Raw genomic sequence first — 18,588 nt, forward strand, 5'->3', positions numbered from 1 at the left:
TATTTTACAATAAATGAGCTCTTAATTCTTCTCCGCTCATTTCGCTTAAATATGCAGGTGCAATATCTAATACTGTCTTACAGCCTTTCTGTCCTTCATCATAAAGACGCTTAGCAGCTCTTGCATATGCAATTAAAACACTTGTAGTAAATTCAGGATTTGAATCTAACTTTAAGCTATATTCAATAATATGATTATGTTCTTTATTCATTCCTGTTTTTCCTGAACGGATTACAAATCCACCATGTGCCATTCCGCTATGATTCTTTTCTAATTCTTCTTCGCTAATGAAATGAACTGTTGTATTGTAATCTGAGAAATAATTTGGCATTTCCTTGATTTCTTTTTCAACTGCAGCGGCATCTGCACCTTCTTCTAATACAACAAAACATTCTCTTTCATGCTTATCTCTTGTTGTAAGTTCCGGATTTTCGCCCGATCTAACTCTTTCTAAAGCATTTTCTACAGGAATTGTATACTGCTTTGCATTCTTAACGCCTTTAATTCTACGAATTGCATCTGAATGTCCCTGACTAACACCTTTCCCCCAGAATGTATAATCTTTTCCATCTGGAAGAATTGCATTTGCATAAACTCTGTTAAGCGAGAACATTCCAGGATCCCAACCTACTGAAATAACTGCTATTTTTCCAGCTTCTTTTGCTGCCTTATCAACTGCCGCAAAATGTTCAGGTATTCTTGCATGAGTATCAAAACTATCAATTACGTTAAACATTGAAGCAAACTGTGGAGTCTGTACAGGAAGATCTGTAGCACTACCGCCACATAAAATCATAACATCTATCTTATCTTTCCAGTCTGCAACTTCATCAATATGACATACCGGAACATTTTCTGTTAAAATAGTTACATTTTTAGGATTTCTTCTTGTAAATACAGCAACTAATTCCATATCATTAGCTTCTTTAACTGCGCATTCTACACCTTTTCCCAGGTTTCCATAACCTAAAATACCAATTCTTGTTTTCATTTCAGTCTCCTTCGTTAATATATATTTTACTTAATCAGCACTTGCAATCATTAGTCTTCTTTAATTGACATATTGTAAGTTTTCGCCACAAAAATTATAGAATTTTTCCACTGATTTGACAATACTTTATATTATATTTTCTATAATTCTTTAATTTTTTTCATGAATACTTTTGATGCCTTGCCAAATACTGCATGTTTTTTCCATACTAAAGCCAGATTGCAAAAAAAGAAGTGTATTTAATTCACAACGAAAATAAATACACTTCTTAGACTTATATATTTTTTATATATTATTTACTATTTGTTTTATATCCTCTAAATTATCTGCGAAAAAAATTCCTTCTTGTCTTTGTTTAGACGAAAATTCTTTTTCAATCATATGGTTTAACAATTCTTTTAAACTGTTATAATATCCATCCAAATTATATAAAATACAAGGATTATTAAGCTGTTTCATTGAAATTTTACACATAACTTCAGACACTTCTTCCAGAGTACCTGTACCACCTGGAAAAGCCACAAATACATCTCCTAATTCTATCATTTTAGTTCTTCTTTCTGACATATCTTTTGTAATAAATAATTCGGTTAATCCCTCATGTTGAACTTTTGCATCTATAAAAAATTGTGGTTCAACTCCTATAACTTTACCCCCTGCATTCAATACACTGTCTGCAAGTTTTCCCATAAGCCCTGTTTTAGAGCCACCATACACAAGTGTGTTGCCACTTATTCCAATCCATGTTCCCAATTCTTTAATTGCACTTTTAAATGTTTTATCATTTCCGTCTGATGCCCCAAGATAAACTGTAATATTCATTTTAATACCTCTTTCGTAATTTAATTCTAAACTTCTGTCCTAACTTCAATTAAGTTTCCATCTAAATCATAAAATCTTACAACTTTTTGTCTCCAACTATTTGTCATAAGTTTATTAATATATCATATTTTCAGATACAATTTTTCAAGTTTTTCTGCAAAACTTTCAATATCAATCTCTCCGAAATAAAATTCACATGAATTGCTCTTTTATTTATTTCATTCTTCATCCGTAACACCGTTTGTTTTGCACAATGTTCTTACTAATGCATCCTTTGAATTTTTCCATGGTTCATCTTTATATCTATAATCAAATTTTTTTATAAACCATTCTACATCCTCAATTGTTCTATCAAGATTTTGTTCAAATATATCTATAGTCATTTTATTAAATTCGTCAAATTTATTTCCCGATAATTCTTTATCTGCATATTTAAGTAAAGCATTTAAATGTTCAAAGCAAAATCCTTTACAATTCTTATATAATTCTAAAAAATCTTTATCTTCTTTTTTCCATAAATAAAGTATCGTGGCAACATATCTGTCAAATGTATTTTTTAAACGGTCGCATACGAAACAACTTCCATTTAATTTATCCAGATATTCAGTTATTGGCTTCTTTTCTTTCTTTTTAAATAATCCACCTGAAGATTTCTCCTTAGACAGCGTATCAACCTGCTTTTTTACATTCTTTAAATGTGTTTCCATTATTAGAGCAAGTCCTAATCTGTTATTGTATTCGTATAACTTTTTTACATGTCTTGTGCAGTAGCCTTTTTCATCAGTTTCAAATCTAATATAGTCCTCCATATAACTTGGTCCCATAGCAAAAGAGATATTATCATTTTCTATATCATCTCTCATTTTACATAATGGACACTCGCAATCTACCTTAAATGCATCCATTACAGGTATTGTATATAATTTTTCTTCCATTCTTCCTTCTCTCCATTTTTTAATCTTTTTACATTTTTATATTAATTCGTAGCGTATAATTTAAAATAATTCTATTTGTATAATTTAAATTAATTCTCTTTGTTTAATTAAAACTAATAAAAGGTTGAAAAGGATTTCTCCTCCTCAACCTTTTATTGGCTCTATTTAGGTAATTTAAAAGAACTCTTTAATGAAACTATTCTGTTATATACCGGTTTTTCTTTTGTATAATCTTTAATATCTGCACAGAAATAACCCTGTCTTACAAACTGGAATTTATCTTCAGGCTCTGCATCAGCAAGTCCCTGTTCCAAATAGCATTTCTTCAATACTGTAAGTGAATTTGGATTAAGGTTAAGAGAACCATCTTCATTAAGTTTTCCTTTTTCTTCATCAACTATATTTTCATATAATCTTACTTCAGCTTCAATAGCATGTCTTGCTGATACCCAATGAATTGTTCCTTTGACCTTACGTGCTGTAAAGTTATTACCACTTCTTGTTTCCGGATCATAAGTACAATGCACTACAGTAACATTACCATTTTCATCCTTTTCGTAATCTACACATTTTACAAAATAAGAATGCATAAGTCTTACTTCATTTCCCGGGAACAATCTGAAATATTTCTTAGGTGGTTCTTCCATAAAGTCTTCTCTTTCAATATATAGTTCTTTACAGAATGGAACTTTTCTACTTCCTAATTCTTCATTTTCAATGTTATTAACTACATCAAACCATTCAACCTGGTCTTCCGGATAATTGTCAATTACAAGCTTAATTGGATCTAATACAGCCATCATTCTTGGTTTCTTAGTCTTTAAATCTTCTCTAATGCAATATTCTAACATTGCATAATCAACCGAACTATTGCTCTTTGATATACCACAAAGTTCAACGAAGTTCTTAATTGATTCAGGAGTAAATCCTCTCCTTCTAAGTGCTGCAATAGATACTAAACGTGGATCATCCCATCCATCTACAATTCCATCTTCAACTAATTTTTTAATATATCTTTTTCCTGTGATTACATTTGTCAAATATAACTTTGCGAATTCAATCTGTCTTGGAGGATTAGGGTATTCAAGTTCTGTGACTACCCAATCATATAAAGGTCTGTGATCTTCAAATTCCAATGTACAGATAGAATGTGTTACATGTTCAATTGCATCTTCAATAGGATGAGCAAAATCATACATTGGATAAATGCACCACTTATCTCCTGTATTATGATGTGTCATATGAGCCACTCTATAAATAATTGGATCTCTCATATTAATATTAGGAGATGACATATCAATCTTAGCCCTTAATACCTTTTCACCATCTTTATACATTCCATTCTTCATGTTTTCAAATAGTTCTAGATTTTCTTCAACACTTCTGTCTCTGTATGGGCTGTTCTTTCCAGGTTCAGTTAATGTACCTCTATATTCCCTAATTTCTTCAGGTGTTAAATCGCATACATATGCTTTACCTTTTTTTATTAACTTAACAGCTGCCTCATACATCTGATTAAAATAATTAGATGCAAAAAATAATCTGTCTTCCCAGTCAGCTCCAAGCCATTTTATATCTTTTAAAATTGACTCTACAAATTCTGTCTTTTCTTTTGTAGGATTTGTATCATCAAATCTCATATTAAATTTACCATTATATTTCTTAGCCAAACCATAATTTAAAAGAATTGACTTTGCATGTCCAATATGAAGATATCCATTTGGTTCAGGTGGAAATCTTGTCTGAACATGATCAAATCTTCCTTCTTCCAAATCTTTGTCGATAATCAATTCAATAAAGTTTTTAGTTACTTCACTTTTCACGTTTTCTTTTTCCATTTTGTATGTCCTCCAGCGTTTAGAATATAAACGTTTTCATAATTATTAGATTATACAATAAAATTTTTTCCATTTCAACATCAAGTATGCATTGTTTTAGGCATATTTAGTCAAATATCAATGCTTTTACTGTTAAATCAAATGTTTTATAAAATAAATTTTTCAAGCATTCTTCTTAACACATATTCATGTCCGGCCATAACAATTGTATCATCATTAATTCTTAAAACGGCAGTTCTTACAAAATTCCAACCAACACCAAGTTCAATACCACCATGTGTCTCACAATTTCTGATTATTCTTTTTCTTTCATTTTCACTCATTGCAAGTAATTTCATATTATCTTCTTTATCAAATTGTATTATCGGATATCCGCCATGATATCCAACCAATTTTAAATTTTTCAAATTAAAAGTTTTGCTCCATTGTTCTAATATCTCTTCCAAAATTTATCTCCTTAAATTTTATCTTTTCATAATCTTTATTCATTATTAATTGTCTATTCTAAGAATTATAACACAATAAGGCAAAACTTTCATTTTTTTGTAAATACAAAGAAACAGGTTTTATGAAAGACATCTTTCTAAAAACCTGTTTCTTTTCAAAATCTAAACCCTTTCGTAACACTTTGTTACGATAATAATTTAACATATTTAATATAATAAATATAGTATTTATATTTTAAAATATGTATCATTTTTTATATGTGAATGTAATTACAGATAAAAATACACTAAAATAACTTCTTTTTTGCATTGTCAAAAAAACTGTCAATTTATAAACATAACATTTTTATCTTTTTATCGCATTTATTATTTGATATGTTTCTGAATAAAATTAACTACTAACTTTCTTGTTTCTCCCAATGCATTCGATGTTTCAAATTTTCTTTCAGGATGCCACTGCAAAGCTAATATCTTCATTTCATCAGAACCAAATGCCTCTATTGTCTGATTTTCTTTATCAATTGCAAGAGGCTTAAAACACGGAGCTAATCCATCAATTGGAACTACGTCCTTGTGATAGTTGTTTACTATAATTGTTCTATCTTCTTCCACAAGATATACTTCGTGATCCACTCCTCTTGGTCTTTCTACCGGCAAATCAGGATGATAAAGTAACTTTCCGCCAAACAAAGCATTCATATACTGCATTCCTCTACAAGTTGCGATAATTGGAATTTCCTGCTCAATACAATGTCTTATTAATTTTTCTTCCATTGCGTCTCTATGCGGCTGTAATTCTTCGTTATGAGGCCTGTCATAAAATTTACATGGAAGAGCTCCTCCACCTACAACAATAAGTAAATCACATTGTCTTTCAAATAATTTACCTACATTTTTAACATGATTTGAAGCCGGCTGTGGAATAAATCCAAGCAATTCGTAAAATCTTATATATGCAGATTCTAATACATCAGTTGAATCTCCATATTGATTTACGCCTTCTCTTTGAGTAATCAGTGCTCGCAAATCCTCACACTGCATCCCTTCTTTAATACTGCCATTAGCACAGTCTAATTCCATGTAGTTCATAGATGCCGCATAATTATATATTTTTTCACCACATCCGATTGCTGCCGGGATTTCAAACTCAGCACATCTTATAGCCATATGGCTTGCCATTCCACCATATTTTGTTATAAATCCCTTTATTCCTTTTGTAAAAATCCATTCATATCCGGGATCAGCCTTTGGAATCATTACAATTTTATCCATAAGGTCTTCATCTGTTTCCCTTTCAAGATTTACTACTTCTCCCTCAACTTTTTGTGATGTAATAAAATTTGGTCTTGCCTCATTTACAGGAATAAACGAAACACCTAACTTAGATAAAATGACATCCGGTAAAATGATGTTTAACTTATCATAATATTCTTTTCTATTATTTACTATTGTATCCGTTAAATATTTTTTAATTTCAGCTACTTTTAATTTCTTACAATGTTTTAAATCCTCTACCGTAATATATGACAGGCTTTTTCTGTCAATTTCAAGTAATTTACCTAAATTCTGAATTAAATCAATTACAAGACTTAAAGATTTAGTAAATTCAAATTTAAAAAATTCTCTTCCCTCAATTGCAGAAACAAGAAAATTATTAAATTCCTTTGGATGAATATCAAATCCAATAGAAGTAAGTGCTTCTTTCAACCTGTTTTCATCTAAACCTTTAGATACATTCTTATCTTTATAGTTTTTATTCTTCTCCGTTACCGGTCTGAAAACCATCTGATTATAACTGTCTGTACGAATATCATAAGTGCCACTTCTTAAATGTCCATATATTTTATTAAATTCATTTCTAGACATTAACCCCAATGAAAACTTGTGGAAATCATAATCAAATTTTGATGAAACAGTATTAATTGATTTCATAAACTCATCTATTTCATCATTTGTAAACCATCCTGCTTCTACTAATGAACTGCAGAATGACTTTGCCATAAATGCCATTCTTGCCTGTCTTGTAAACTGTGGTGTACCAAGACTTTTTATGGCATCTAAAAGTTCTGTTATATCTTCTAATATTCTATGAATATTATTTGTTTCTGAATCCAAAGATGCTATTCTTTTTCTTTCATTTTCCAAATGATTAATATCTGCATTATCTTTCATTGATATTAATCCGTGTTTTTCAATTGTATTTAAAGTAAGTTTATGAAGTGCCTCTACAATTGTATTTCTTTCTGCTCTTGTAAATCCATTTTCAAGTAATTCTTTTGTTCTGTTTTCTGTATTAAAATCATAACTTGTGTAAACTATTTCAAATTCAATTTTGTCATGAGCAGTTGTGTCCTGTTTCAATTTATTTACGTAAAAATCAACAAGTTTTAAAGCTAATTTTTCACTAATCTCAGCAGGTATTAATGAATAAAACGAATATTGTATACTTATATATGGTTTTACACCAATCTTGTACATCAGTTCTTTCTCTAATTTCTTATATCCCATTGGCACAAGGCCCTGATTCCATGCCCTTGATGTAATAATTTCTCTATATAATGAATAATCAAGATTTCTAGGACTTGTTCCAATAATTTCTGAAGGATTCCAAAATGCCATATCAGATAGAATCATTGGTTGTCCGTCAAGACTGCATTCTATTCTATCATAATCCTTTTTTACGTCATTTAATTTACTATAGAAATCATTAATGGCATTAATCGCATTCTTATTTTTTGTATTTGCAACCAAAGGTCTAACCTGAAAAATTATTACTTCATTTTTCTTATTTACTGCAAATTCAATATCTAATGGTATTTTCAATAAATCTTCGATTTCCTGAACTGATTCAAGAAGATTTTTCCATGCTGTATTTAACTCTGAAAGTTCCGTATTTCTTGCAATCCATAAAGTCTTTCCGCCTTTTCCACTTGTTACGGAATCCGTAGAACCGCTATCATCATAATTTATCAGATAATATGGTCGTTGCCCCTGAATATCATAAGTAAACAAAACACCACTATACAGTACATCTACAGCCTGATGCTGAATTAAAACCTGTTCATCTTCAATATTATCAATATCTAAAGTGTATGATTTAAGTACAGTATCTATTGCATTAATAATTGCTGTTTCATTAGTTGAATCTACATCTAAAATACTTGTGTAATGACCTGCATTTGATTTTACAAAACAGTCTTCATTTGTAGATGAACTTCTTACAACTATTTTTTCACCTTTAAATTTTTCAATTATCTTATCAGCTGTTTTTTTCTTATCACGATGATATTCTTTAGCTGTTATAATAAGCATTTCTTCAATATATCCTAATTTAATTACTTCATTTAAGGCTTTAAGGGTATTAGCCTTAGTAGATATAAATTTTATTGTCTGCTTATTATCTCTGTCTCCTAAATTTCCAATATAATCTCTCTCCATATTTTCAATCCTTTTTGTACCTAAAACTAATTTTCTTCAGTTACATCTTTTAGTTCTCCACCGTCCGTTACAATCTTCAACCACTCTTTTGCCTTTGCTACTGTTTCTTCATTAGGAACCATTACATAAGCTCTATTACTTGGAACTGAATATGTGTAATTTGACTGTCCTGAACCTGATACATTATAGCTTTGAATATTCCACTCGTATCCATTTGCCAATTGGAATTTAACAAATTTCTGAATGTTTTTCTTGCTAACGCTTGTCTGAAAACTTTCACTTATGCTTTCAAGTATTTTCTGATAATTATCCAAAATGCTTGGGGATGCACATTTTGATATCACACCTTTAATTACAGACATCTGATTCTTTCCACGCTGTACGTCACCTCTTGCAAATGATTTTCTTTCTCTTGCAAATACTAATGCCTTATCGCCATTCATATTATAATTAATTCCCTGACTATAGCTATATCCTTTTGCTGAGAAAGCACATTCAGAATCAACATCTATTCCACCTAATGCATTAATAATATCTTTAAATCCGTCAAAATTAACTCTCACATAGTAATCAATATCAATATCATAAAGCATTTCTAATGTTTCCATTGATACATCTACGCCATATAAACCTGCATGTGTAAGTTTGTCTCTTACTCCGTTTGAATTAGACAAAGGAACATAATAATCTCTAGGTGTTGAAAGTAATAAAATCTGTCTGGTCTGTGGATTTACTGACATTATTATATTTACATCACTTCTGCTCTTTGTTGTTACTGCGCCAAATGTATCAATACCGCTTATATAAACATTAAAGCATTCCTTTGTTATATCTTTCTTCTTATTTTCATTTTGAACCTGATGAGTAACTTTATATGTATAGATACATTTTACCTTCGATTCAAAATCAGTATAATCAGCTTCATCATTTTTCTTTTCACCCATAGATGTTATAACATCTATCATTGACTGATTTAATACAACTGCTCTTGTTTCTTTATTATATAAAGCTTCTGTCATGGTTATTACATCATCGTATTCCTGATAATTACCATCCTGATTAATCTTTTCATTAATGTTATTTAATAATTCGTCTTTGTCATCACCTACAAATTTCTGAATATATCCAAATTTATCATCTTTTAACTCTTCAATATTCTTTGCCTCATCATCTGATAATATATATACACCAAATTCATCTGTTGATAACTTACTGTTGTTTACAATTTTATCTATTGTTTTTTCTGATTCTTTAAAAATACCTTTTATAGTCTTTTGATTTAATCCAATTGCTATATCTGCTCCAACGCTCATTACAATCATAATTGCAGACATAACTATTGATACTATTGCTCCAACTTTGTTTTTCTTAATGAAAAATGGAATTAACATCCATAATGCTATCGCAATTTCTACTGCAACAATTAATCTTACCGGAATATAATTTAAAGCTACATTGTTGTTATAAGTTAATATCATATATAAAAATATCTCTAATATTACTATTGGAATTACCTGTAATATATTTAAAACTGTTGCTGTCATTTTTAATTTCTTATTTAACATCTCCATCTCCTTTTTAATTGTGTCTCATTTACAGCATTAAAATAGATTTTACCTTCTTTTATCTGCTTACTTTTTTTAAATAACAAACGTACTTTATGACTTCCGTATACTATCGATAATTATAGCATTTCCCATTCATTACGACAATATTGTTATTGTCTATTCATAAATGATTAAGAAATAACTTTATTAAAATAATCACCTTGTAAATTTTTATACATATAATTAATGTATAGAAAATAGCTTTTATTTTAGTTTATATATTATGGAAGATTGATAATGTTAACGAAATAACGCTCGCGCTTCTTGCCACTCGTAACAGTTCTAAATTTTCAACTATATTTTGCTTTTAGGACCTCCGGCTCTAAGCAAAATATACCTGTCAATTCAATTTGAACCGACGGTGGCAAATGCCCTTTCTTATAACATTATCAATCTTCCATAAGAATAACATATATAATAAAAAAAGGTGATTTGTATGGATTCATTTGCAATTATTTCAAATGGGAATAAGCAGAAATATTTGTATGATTATTTAATTTTTCATAATTATTCTGCTAAACTTGTAACAAATTTTAACCTTACAGAATATAAATATATTGTCGCATCAATTCCTTTTTCCAAAGATGGAGAAAATGTAAATTGTGATTTTTATACAAGTTTTCCAATTACAACTTTTATTTCATTATTAAAACCGGGACAGATTTTATTTGGTGGAGGATTTAAAGGTTCAGTCGTATCACATTGTATGAATTCAGGAATTAAAGCAATCGATATCTTAAATATTCCTGACTTTTACAGAAATAATGCATTTTATACTGCAGAAGGACTTTTAGGATATATAATCAGCAACACTAATTTTTCTTTAAAAGCATCTAATATTTTAGTTCTTGGTTATGGAAAATGTGGAAGCGAAATATGTAATTTATTCAACAACGTAGGTTCTAATATTTTCTTTTATGAAAATAATGAATCAAAAATAAACGATGGTTTAAATAAAAACTTTACTTTTTTAGATATAAATAAAAAGAATAATAATTTATCAAAAATAGACATAATTATTAACTGTATTCCTAAAAATATACTCTCCATAAGTAATCTTAAAACACTTCAGAAAAGTTGTACTATATTTGATATAGCATCATCACCTTACGGATTCGACAAAGATATTTTAAATTCTCTCTCCCTGACATATCACATTTGTCCCGGACTTCCCGGCAAATATGCCTCTAAAAGTTCCGGCGAATTAATAGCAAAGAACATATCATCAATTATAGAAGGGACTGCAGAAAATGAATCACAGTTTAGATAATAAAAATATTGGAATCGGAATAACCGGTTCTTACTGTACCTACAAAAAAGTTTTCAACGAATTAAAACGTCTATCTGAAGTAAATACAAATCTTTATACAATTTTTTCAGATAACGCTTCTAAAACTGACAGTAGATTTGGAAACCATGAAGATTTTTTAAATTTAGCAAAAGAACTTAGCAATAAAGAACCAATCACAACTATAACAGATGCCGAACCAATTGGTCCTAAATCAATGTTTGACGTTTTAGTTATTGCACCATGTACAGGTAATACTCTTTCAAAACTTGCAAATGGAATTTCTGATACGCCTGTTTTAATGGCCTGTAAAGCACATTTAAGAAACAACAAACCTTTAGTTATATGTTTAAGTACAAACGATGCACTTGGAATGAATTTAAAAAATATAGGTATTTTATTAAATACTAAAAATATTTATTTTGTTCCTTTTGGAATGGATGATTATATTTCAAAACCAAATTCCATGACTGCACATGTTGATTTACTGCAGGATACAATAGTTAAAGCTTTGCAGGGCCGACAAATTCAGCCTGTAATACAAAGTCCACATGTAACAATAACCTAAAAGGTCCTATGGACCTTTTTTATATGATTTTAAGGAGGTTTTTATGAGCGGTATTGCCGGTTACTTTCAAACAGAATTTGACGTTGAGAGAAACCATACTTTGTATGCAATTTACGAAAGCAAATTAACTAATATGCAGGATTCATTAATTACAAATTGCCACGAAAACAGTATAATTTACATGAAACATCACATCGGATTTACAGCCAGCAATTTTTCAGTCACACATAGAGATTCGATATCAGTTACCTATAAGAATCGAACAGCTTCTATCGTCTTTACAGGAAACATTTATAATTCAAATGAATTAAAATATAAATTATCATCCTATGATATTTCCGCTTATGAATTGTGCAACGAAGAACTTATTCTATATTTATATTTAGTTTTCGGCGAAGATATTTTCAAAGAAATAAATGGTGGTTTTTCATTTGCAATTTACGAAAACAACTCATTAATAATAGTAAGAGACCCTATTGGTATAAAGCCATTATTTTATCATTGTACAAATAATCATTTTATATTTGCTTCTCAACAAAAAAGTATATTTGCTTACGGCATAAAACCCGAACTAACTAATGAAAGCTGGTGTGAAATAATCGGACTTGGTCCTGCACGAACTCCCGGAAAAAGTTTATTTAAGAACATATTTGAAGTACTTCCCGGCAATTATATAAAAGTAACTTTTAACTCACAGGACATTATCAGTTACCAAACTCATTGCTATTGGGAATTAACCTATAATCATCACGCTGATCCTTATTTAGATACAGTTGACAAAGTTAATTATCTGATAAAAGACAGTATTAAAAAGCAATTAACTAAAGATACAACTATTTGTTCTCTTTTATCCGGCGGAATTGATTCAAGTCTTGTAACTTCTATTGCTAAATCTATGATGGATAAAGAAAACAGAGAATTGAAAACATACGCATTTGAATTTGAAGGCAATGAAATTTTCTTTAATGGGAACTCTTTTCAAAACTCATTAGACAGACCTTACGTAGAAATAATGAGAAAATACTTAAATTCTAATCATAAATATCTAACCTGTGACAGTTCAGGGCAAATTAAATATTTAAAAGAAACTGTTGATATGAGGGATGCTCCATGTATGGCAGATATTGAATCTTCTTTAATGTACTTTTGCAATGAAATATCAGAAACAAATAACATTGCTTTAACGGGAGAATGTGCTGATGAAGTGTTTGGTGGATACCCATGGTTTCATCGCGATGAAATGTTAAACTCAAATTCTTTCCCGTGGTCTAAAGATTTGTCCGTAAGAACATCTCTTTTTAATGACAGTTTCATTCAATCTCTTAATTTAGAAGAATACGTTGATGACGCTTATAAAACTTCTCTAAGCAAATGTCCTGAAAGTGATTACAACAACGAGAAAGATAAACGCCGTTTTGAAATTGGATATCTGACTATAAACTGGTTCATGATGACTTTAGTTAACAGAATGGAACGTTGTAGTGTTTTCTCAGGGCTTGATGCAAGAGTTCCTTTTGCCGACTATAGATTAGTATCCTATGTTTTCAGTATTCCATGGGAATACAAATGTAAAGACGGAAGTGTTAAACATTTATTAAAAGAATGCGGAAAAGATTATCTTCCACCTGAAATCGTAAACAGAAAAAAATCTCCATATCCCAAAACTTACAATCCTGAATACGAGAAAATGATTGGTAAACTTCTTCTAGAAGAATTTGATAATAACTATGCACTTAATTTTATTGTAGATAAAAATAAAGTAATTGATTACATCAATTCATCTAAAGATTATGGCAAGCCATGGTACGGTCAGCTTATGGCTGGTCCACAAATGTTAGCATATATTCTTCAAATCAGTTATTGGTTAAAGAAATATAGTTAAATTGAATTTAAGAAAAAAGCTCCAACAGACAGTTGATTATTAAATATTCTCAAAACTAAAAAGATTATTTTTTTCAGCCTTGTCTGCCGGAGTTTTTTCTTATGGTTGCCTTATTTTAAGGCCTTATTAATTAATTTCTTAATTTTTTTATTTGCTTTGACAGTTATTTTTGATACTTCAATTGGCTTATCAACATGATATACTCCCGGTTGGAAAATAATATTCTTTCCTGCCTTTAGCTGTTTATTAATGCTATCAGTTGTATCAACTGTATTTCCGACACATCCCTGAATCACTTCATTCCAATTAACTCCATACACTACATCATTAATGTAGCAATTTCTATAATATTTCTTTTTGTTTAAACTGCTTATTTTTTTTGTTAAATATTAAAATTAATTCTACATATAAAAAACGATTTTATATGTTTATAAATTTTATTTATATGTTATTTTTCTATAAAAAATAAACATTAAATATTTAGTTAGTATAAAAATTACATACTATAATTAAACACTTAATTATCTTTATCTATGACATAAGTTGGATATTTACTTCTAATTAAACAAAGTTTAGAGTTTCTTTTATTAAAAAAATCTTTCACCCCACTCTTGACAAAGAGCCAAAAAAACAAACGACATAGCCGTTTACACGACTATGCCGCTTGTTTTATTTTTTATCTAAACATTAAATTATGCTTATAAATTACTAATTAATACTCTGAATCATTATCAATTGGTAAATTTGGAAAATCAACAACAATGTTTGCACCTGTAACTGTAATAGTTGCTGATGTTGCTAATTCTTTATCAGATTCATTATCAAATGCCTTAATTACATATGTTCCATTAGGTACGCACTTGAATTCATATTTTCCATCATCATATGAACTTACGTAATCATATCCAATAGGTTCATCTGTTTTATCTGCTTTGTAAATTCTTACATAAGCTCTCTTATTAAGTACTGCACCTGATCTGTCTTTAAGAGTTCCCGTAATTGTTGCTCTTGTTGGAGCTGTATATGATAATACTGTATCAGCGCCTAAGCTTACATACTTAGCAAGAGTAATCTGTTCTCCATAACTTTCAATATATACAGAATAGTTACCTGCCGGGAGACATACCTTTGATGTAAGAATCTTCTTTTCATAATCAGTTGTTTCATCAGCAGATACTGCACTGAAAGTTTCATTTAAATCATGATTGTAAAACATTAATTCATCTGTGCTACTGTCATAATTATAAAGAACTGTAGTAACAGAAACTGCCGGAGTAACTACAACTGTAAGTGTTCCTATAGCTGTAAGTGTAGGATTTTCTATATCTGTAAACTGTACTCTAAGAGTATATGTTCCTGCTTCAACTTTTCCTGATCTACCATTAACATATACTCTACTTGATGTTGTTGTATATTTGTTTCCGTTTTCATCTGTATTTTCACTATCCAAATAAAATAAATCATTGTATGTGTCTAAAAGAGTAGCACGGTATTCTCCGCTTCCACCTTCAACATTAATGTATGATCCAATATATTCATGCGGATAAATTAATGCATTAGCCTGATCACCAATAGTCTTGTTTTCAGCAACAACCTTATTCTTGTCACCAATAAGGAAATTTACTTTTGAACTTGCTGTTCTACCAAGTTCGTCTGTACCTGTAAAGTTTACAACCTGATTTTCTGCTACAGCTGCAACCTTACCCTTAATGTTGTTTGTGTACTTTTCAATTGCTAAGCCTGCTGGAAGATTTCCTGATGCAACTGAAACTGTTTCATATCCAACAAGATTTTTGAAACCAACACCTGTATTAATTTCGTCTCCTACAACACCTGAAACAAGTTGTCTATATTCATATCCATCTGCAAGAGCCTGTAACTCAACAGCGTTTTTCCCCTTTAATGATGGTACTGAAACCTGTACAAATTCTCCCATTTCAACTGAATTCTTTGTAAATATAGTGTAGTTTAAATTGTCGTTTGTAAATACTTTTTCAACTTCAAGTTCTCTGTTGTATGTACCTTCTGCACGAACTTTGCTCTTAACTACAAAGCTATCTTTTGTAAGTGCAATTGGTGTATCTAATACAACCTTATATGAGTCTACATAATAGTTATTTCTTGGATTGTTTAACTGTACATCTTTAATTCCATTCCATACAGCAACTGTACATGTAGCTTTCTTCTTGCTACCATCAAGAGCTGTAACAGTAACCTTAGCTGTTCCTTCGCCTACTGCACTAACAACACCCTTATTTGAAACCTTAACTACTTTTTCATTTGATGATGTCCACTTTACTGCCTTGTATGATTTCTTAGGAGCATTTACCTTAGCGCTTAACTTTTCTGAAGCACCAACTGCAAGGTCAAGATTCTTCTTGTTAAGTGTTACTTTCTTAACTGCATTCTTTACAACCTTAACTTTAATGCTTGCTGTTTTCTTTTTGTTCTTTACTGATACAACCTTAATTGTTGTTGTACCAACCTTTTTACCCTTTACAATACCTTTCTTAGATACTGTAGCAACTTTTGCATTGCTTGACTTATAAGTCACTTTCTTGAATGCTTTCTTCTTTGCTTTAACTGTTACAGTAAGTTTAATTGACTTACCCCTTGCAACTGTCGCAATTTTCTTTGTACCTGCAGGTGAAACGACTTTAACGCTTTTAACTGCATTTGTCGCCTTTGCTTTCTTCTTAGCAGCGCTTGCAGGTGTAACATTTGTTGAGAATACTAAAACAACTGCTAAAGCCAATGCTAACAAAGACTTGAATGTTGATTTTCTTTTCATTGAAAATTCCTCCTTCTCTTGTTTTTCATAACTGAATCTCAGTCTTTGTATATTATAGCACGTTGTACCACAATTTTCTTACAAAAATTTTTTTTAAATTTCATTAACTGGAAATTTCGTACATTAATAGAATAAAAACAGTTTTATTATTTGTATATTTAGCAATAATCACTAAAGTAATATTTTAATTTATTTAGTAAATTCTTGTTTTTTTCAATTTTTGACCTGATTTTTATATATTTTGCTTAATTAATAAAAGTAAACATGAATATTTATTTCGTAAAAATAATATATATGATAAGATTTATAAAATTAATCTGTATTTTTTTAGTTGTCTATTTACATTTTCCCTAATATAAAACTTATCACTTCAGCGAAAGGAGATTTATATGGCGATAACTTTAACTTGTGTATCACTAATTTTGTTTTTATGTATAATAGCCGATAAATTTTCAGGCAAATTTGGTATGCCTACGCTTATTCTTTTTATGGGCATAGGTATGATTTTTGGAAGCGATGGAATATTTAAAATAGCCTTCTCTAACTATGAATTTGCCGAAAAAATCTGCATGCTTGCCCTATGTTTCATTATGTTTTATGGAGGTTTCAATACAAAATTGGCTACCGCTAAAACTGTAGCTTTAAAAGCCATTTTATTATCAACTATTGGAGTTATAATCACCGCCACAATCACAGGTTTATTCTGCTATTTTGTTCTTAATTTTACTTTTGTAGAAAGTTTCCTGATTGGTTCAGTTCTTTCCTCAACTGATGCAGCAAGTGTTTTTTCTATATTAAGAAAGAAAAAGTTAAATTTAAAAAATGGAACTGCATCTCTCCTTGAAATCGAAAGCGGAAGCAACGACCCTGTATCATATATGCTTACAATCATAGGAATATCTTTGGTTAATTCTAAATCATTATCTACAATACCTTTAATGATTTTTTCACAGATACTTTTCGGTCTTCTGATTGGTATATTTTTTGCAATTATCGGATTATTTATAATAAAAAAGACAACTATAATTAGTAACGGATTAGATACTATTTTTATGATTTCTCTTGTTTTAGCCGCATTCGGAAGTTCTATGTACTTAAATGGAAACGCATTGTTAAGTGTGTATTTATTAGGTATAATACTTGGCAATAGCGAAATAAAATGTAAAGATGTTTTAATTCCTTTTTTCGATGGGATTACCGGTCTGGCTCAAATTTTAATATTCTTTTTATTAGGATTACTTGCATTTCCACATAAATTTCCTGATATAGCTATGCCTTCACTTTGCATTGTTGCTATACTCACTTTAATTGCAAGACCAATAGCTGTATTTGCATTGCTGATACCATTCAAATGTAGTATTAAGCAATGCCTATTAACATCATGGTCGGGACTTCGCGGTGCTGCTTCTATTGTTTTTTCGATTATGGTTGTTGCCGGGAACCCTGATATCTCTTTAGATATATTTCATATTGTTTTTATGGTTGCTTTATTTTCAGTTTCAATTCAAGGAACTCTTATTCCTAAGATAGCAAATAAATTAAAGATGATTGATAACAACGAAGATGTTCGAAAAACATTTAATGATTATAAGGAGGATTCTTCTATTACCTTAATGAGAATGTACATACCTAAAGGTCATAATTGGGAGAATAAATTAATTAGTGATGTAAGTATGCCCACTAATTCTTTAGCTCTTATGATTAAACGCAATGGAACAACTATAATTCCTAAAGGTGATACTATGATTTTAGCGAAAGATACATTAATACTTAGTGTTCCTTCATACGAACCATCAGGGCAGGAGAATCTAAAAGAAATCAAGATACAAAGCACAGATAAATGGTGTAACAAAACAATTCAGGAATTAAATTTACCAGAAAATGTTCTTATTGCTTTAATTAAACGAGGCGAAGATAATTTAATACCCGACGGGAATACATTAATAAAAGAAAATGATTTTGTTGTGTTATATAAATAGGAA

13 protein-coding genes are annotated in these 18,588 nt (G+C 30.0%); 4 read left to right on the forward strand and 9 right to left on the reverse strand.

Annotated elements, in window-relative coordinates:
- Positions 1 to 4 precede the first annotated feature (4 nt).
- The 7 genes from CCC31_RS00185 to CCC31_RS00220 form a co-directional block, all read right to left on the reverse strand.
- A complete protein-coding gene (locus CCC31_RS00185; protein ID WP_290848869.1) occupies positions 5 to 991 on the reverse strand; it encodes a diaminopimelate dehydrogenase in 987 nt (328 codons plus the stop codon).
- Positions 992 to 1,276: 285 nt separating this feature from the next.
- Positions 1,277 to 1,813 (reverse strand): TIGR00730 family Rossman fold protein, encoded by a 537-nt coding sequence (locus CCC31_RS00190; protein WP_118565055.1) that lies wholly within the window; start codon positions 1,811 to 1,813, stop codon positions 1,277 to 1,279.
- 218 nt (positions 1,814 to 2,031) lie between these two features.
- Complete coding sequence (locus CCC31_RS00200) at positions 2,032 to 2,748, reverse strand: DUF6062 family protein (protein ID WP_290848870.1); 717 nt, start codon at positions 2,746 to 2,748, stop codon at positions 2,032 to 2,034.
- Between the two features lie 161 nt (positions 2,749 to 2,909).
- Positions 2,910 to 4,586 carry a glutamine--tRNA ligase/YqeY domain fusion protein gene (locus CCC31_RS00205; RefSeq protein WP_117909292.1) on the reverse strand — a complete coding sequence of 559 codons (1,677 nt, stop codon included), beginning with the start codon at positions 4,584 to 4,586 and terminating at the stop codon, positions 2,910 to 2,912.
- Between the two features lie 146 nt (positions 4,587 to 4,732).
- Positions 4,733 to 5,032: a hypothetical protein gene (locus CCC31_RS00210; protein ID WP_117909290.1), complete on the reverse strand. Its 300-nt coding sequence runs from the start codon at positions 5,030 to 5,032 to the stop codon at positions 4,733 to 4,735.
- Positions 5,033 to 5,398: 366 nt separating this feature from the next.
- On the reverse strand, positions 5,399 to 8,470 hold the full coding sequence (locus tag CCC31_RS00215; RefSeq protein WP_260978021.1) for a gamma-glutamyl-gamma-aminobutyrate hydrolase family protein: 3,072 nt from the start codon (positions 8,468 to 8,470) through the stop codon (positions 5,399 to 5,401).
- 26 nt (positions 8,471 to 8,496) lie between these two features.
- Positions 8,497 to 10,035 (reverse strand): LCP family protein, encoded by a 1,539-nt coding sequence (locus tag CCC31_RS00220; protein ID WP_290848871.1) that lies wholly within the window; start codon positions 10,033 to 10,035, stop codon positions 8,497 to 8,499.
- 478 nt (positions 10,036 to 10,513) lie between these two features.
- Between CCC31_RS00220 and CCC31_RS00225 the strand changes: the two genes are divergently transcribed.
- Genes CCC31_RS00225 through asnB form a run of 3 tightly spaced genes read left to right on the forward strand, consistent with a single transcriptional unit; the run spans position 10,514 to position 13,815 of the window.
- Complete coding sequence (locus CCC31_RS00225) at positions 10,514 to 11,347, forward strand: dipicolinate synthase subunit DpsA (protein WP_260978023.1); 834 nt, start codon at positions 10,514 to 10,516, stop codon at positions 11,345 to 11,347.
- The gene (locus tag CCC31_RS00230) at positions 11,328 to 11,933 is read left to right on the forward strand and encodes a dipicolinate synthase subunit B (protein WP_290848872.1); all 606 of its coding nucleotides are present in this window, start codon (positions 11,328 to 11,330) and stop codon (positions 11,931 to 11,933) included. Before CCC31_RS00225 ends, CCC31_RS00230 begins: the two co-directional genes overlap by 20 nt.
- Before the next feature lie 43 nt (positions 11,934 to 11,976).
- A complete protein-coding gene (gene asnB / locus CCC31_RS00235) occupies positions 11,977 to 13,815 on the forward strand; it encodes an asparagine synthase (glutamine-hydrolyzing) (RefSeq protein WP_290848873.1) in 1,839 nt (612 codons plus the stop codon).
- 110 nt (positions 13,816 to 13,925) lie between these two features.
- Here the strand turns inward: asnB and CCC31_RS00240 are convergent, their stop codons facing one another.
- Together CCC31_RS00240 and CCC31_RS00245 are read right to left on the reverse strand one after the other, a co-directional pair.
- Complete coding sequence (locus CCC31_RS00240; protein ID WP_290848874.1) at positions 13,926 to 14,135, reverse strand: hypothetical protein; 210 nt, start codon at positions 14,133 to 14,135, stop codon at positions 13,926 to 13,928.
- A gap of 392 nt (positions 14,136 to 14,527) precedes the next feature.
- Positions 14,528 to 16,606 (reverse strand): Ig-like domain-containing protein, encoded by a 2,079-nt coding sequence (locus CCC31_RS00245; RefSeq protein ID WP_290848875.1) that lies wholly within the window; start codon positions 16,604 to 16,606, stop codon positions 14,528 to 14,530.
- Between the two features lie 389 nt (positions 16,607 to 16,995).
- Here CCC31_RS00245 and CCC31_RS00250 point away from each other — a divergent pair, with 389 nt between their 5' ends.
- Positions 16,996 to 18,585, forward strand: a complete 1,590-nt coding sequence (locus CCC31_RS00250; protein ID WP_290848876.1) for a potassium/proton antiporter — start codon at positions 16,996 to 16,998, stop codon at positions 18,583 to 18,585.
- Positions 18,586 to 18,588 lie beyond the last annotated feature (3 nt).

The organism is Eubacterium sp. LMAG:50, from assembly GCF_008680265.1.
Classification (GTDB): domain Bacteria; phylum Bacillota; class Clostridia; order Lachnospirales; family Lachnospiraceae; genus Eubacterium_U; species Eubacterium_U album.

Coding starts and splice junctions, on each gene's coding strand:
- CCC31_RS00185 (WP_290848869.1), bottom strand. CDS start 991: ATGAAAACAAGAATTGGTATTTTAGGTTATGGAAACCTGGGAAAAGGT.
- CCC31_RS00250 (WP_290848876.1), top strand. CDS start 16,996: ATGGCGATAACTTTAACTTGTGTATCACTAATTTTGTTTTTATGTATA.
- CCC31_RS00220 (WP_290848871.1), bottom strand. CDS start 10,035: ATGTTAAATAAGAAATTAAAAATGACAGCAACAGTTTTAAATATATTA.
- CCC31_RS00230 (WP_290848872.1), top strand. CDS start 11,328: ATGAATCACAGTTTAGATAATAAAAATATTGGAATCGGAATAACCGGT.
- CCC31_RS00245 (WP_290848875.1), bottom strand. CDS start 16,606: ATGAAAAGAAAATCAACATTCAAGTCTTTGTTAGCATTGGCTTTAGCA.
- CCC31_RS00200 (WP_290848870.1), bottom strand. CDS start 2,748: ATGGAAGAAAAATTATATACAATACCTGTAATGGATGCATTTAAGGTA.
- asnB (WP_290848873.1), top strand. CDS start 11,977: ATGAGCGGTATTGCCGGTTACTTTCAAACAGAATTTGACGTTGAGAGA.
- CCC31_RS00225 (WP_260978023.1), top strand. CDS start 10,514: ATGGATTCATTTGCAATTATTTCAAATGGGAATAAGCAGAAATATTTG.
- CCC31_RS00215 (WP_260978021.1), bottom strand. CDS start 8,470: ATGGAGAGAGATTATATTGGAAATTTAGGAGACAGAGATAATAAGCAG.
- CCC31_RS00205 (WP_117909292.1), bottom strand. CDS start 4,586: ATGGAAAAAGAAAACGTGAAAAGTGAAGTAACTAAAAACTTTATTGAA.
- CCC31_RS00190 (WP_118565055.1), bottom strand. CDS start 1,813: ATGAATATTACAGTTTATCTTGGGGCATCAGACGGAAATGATAAAACA.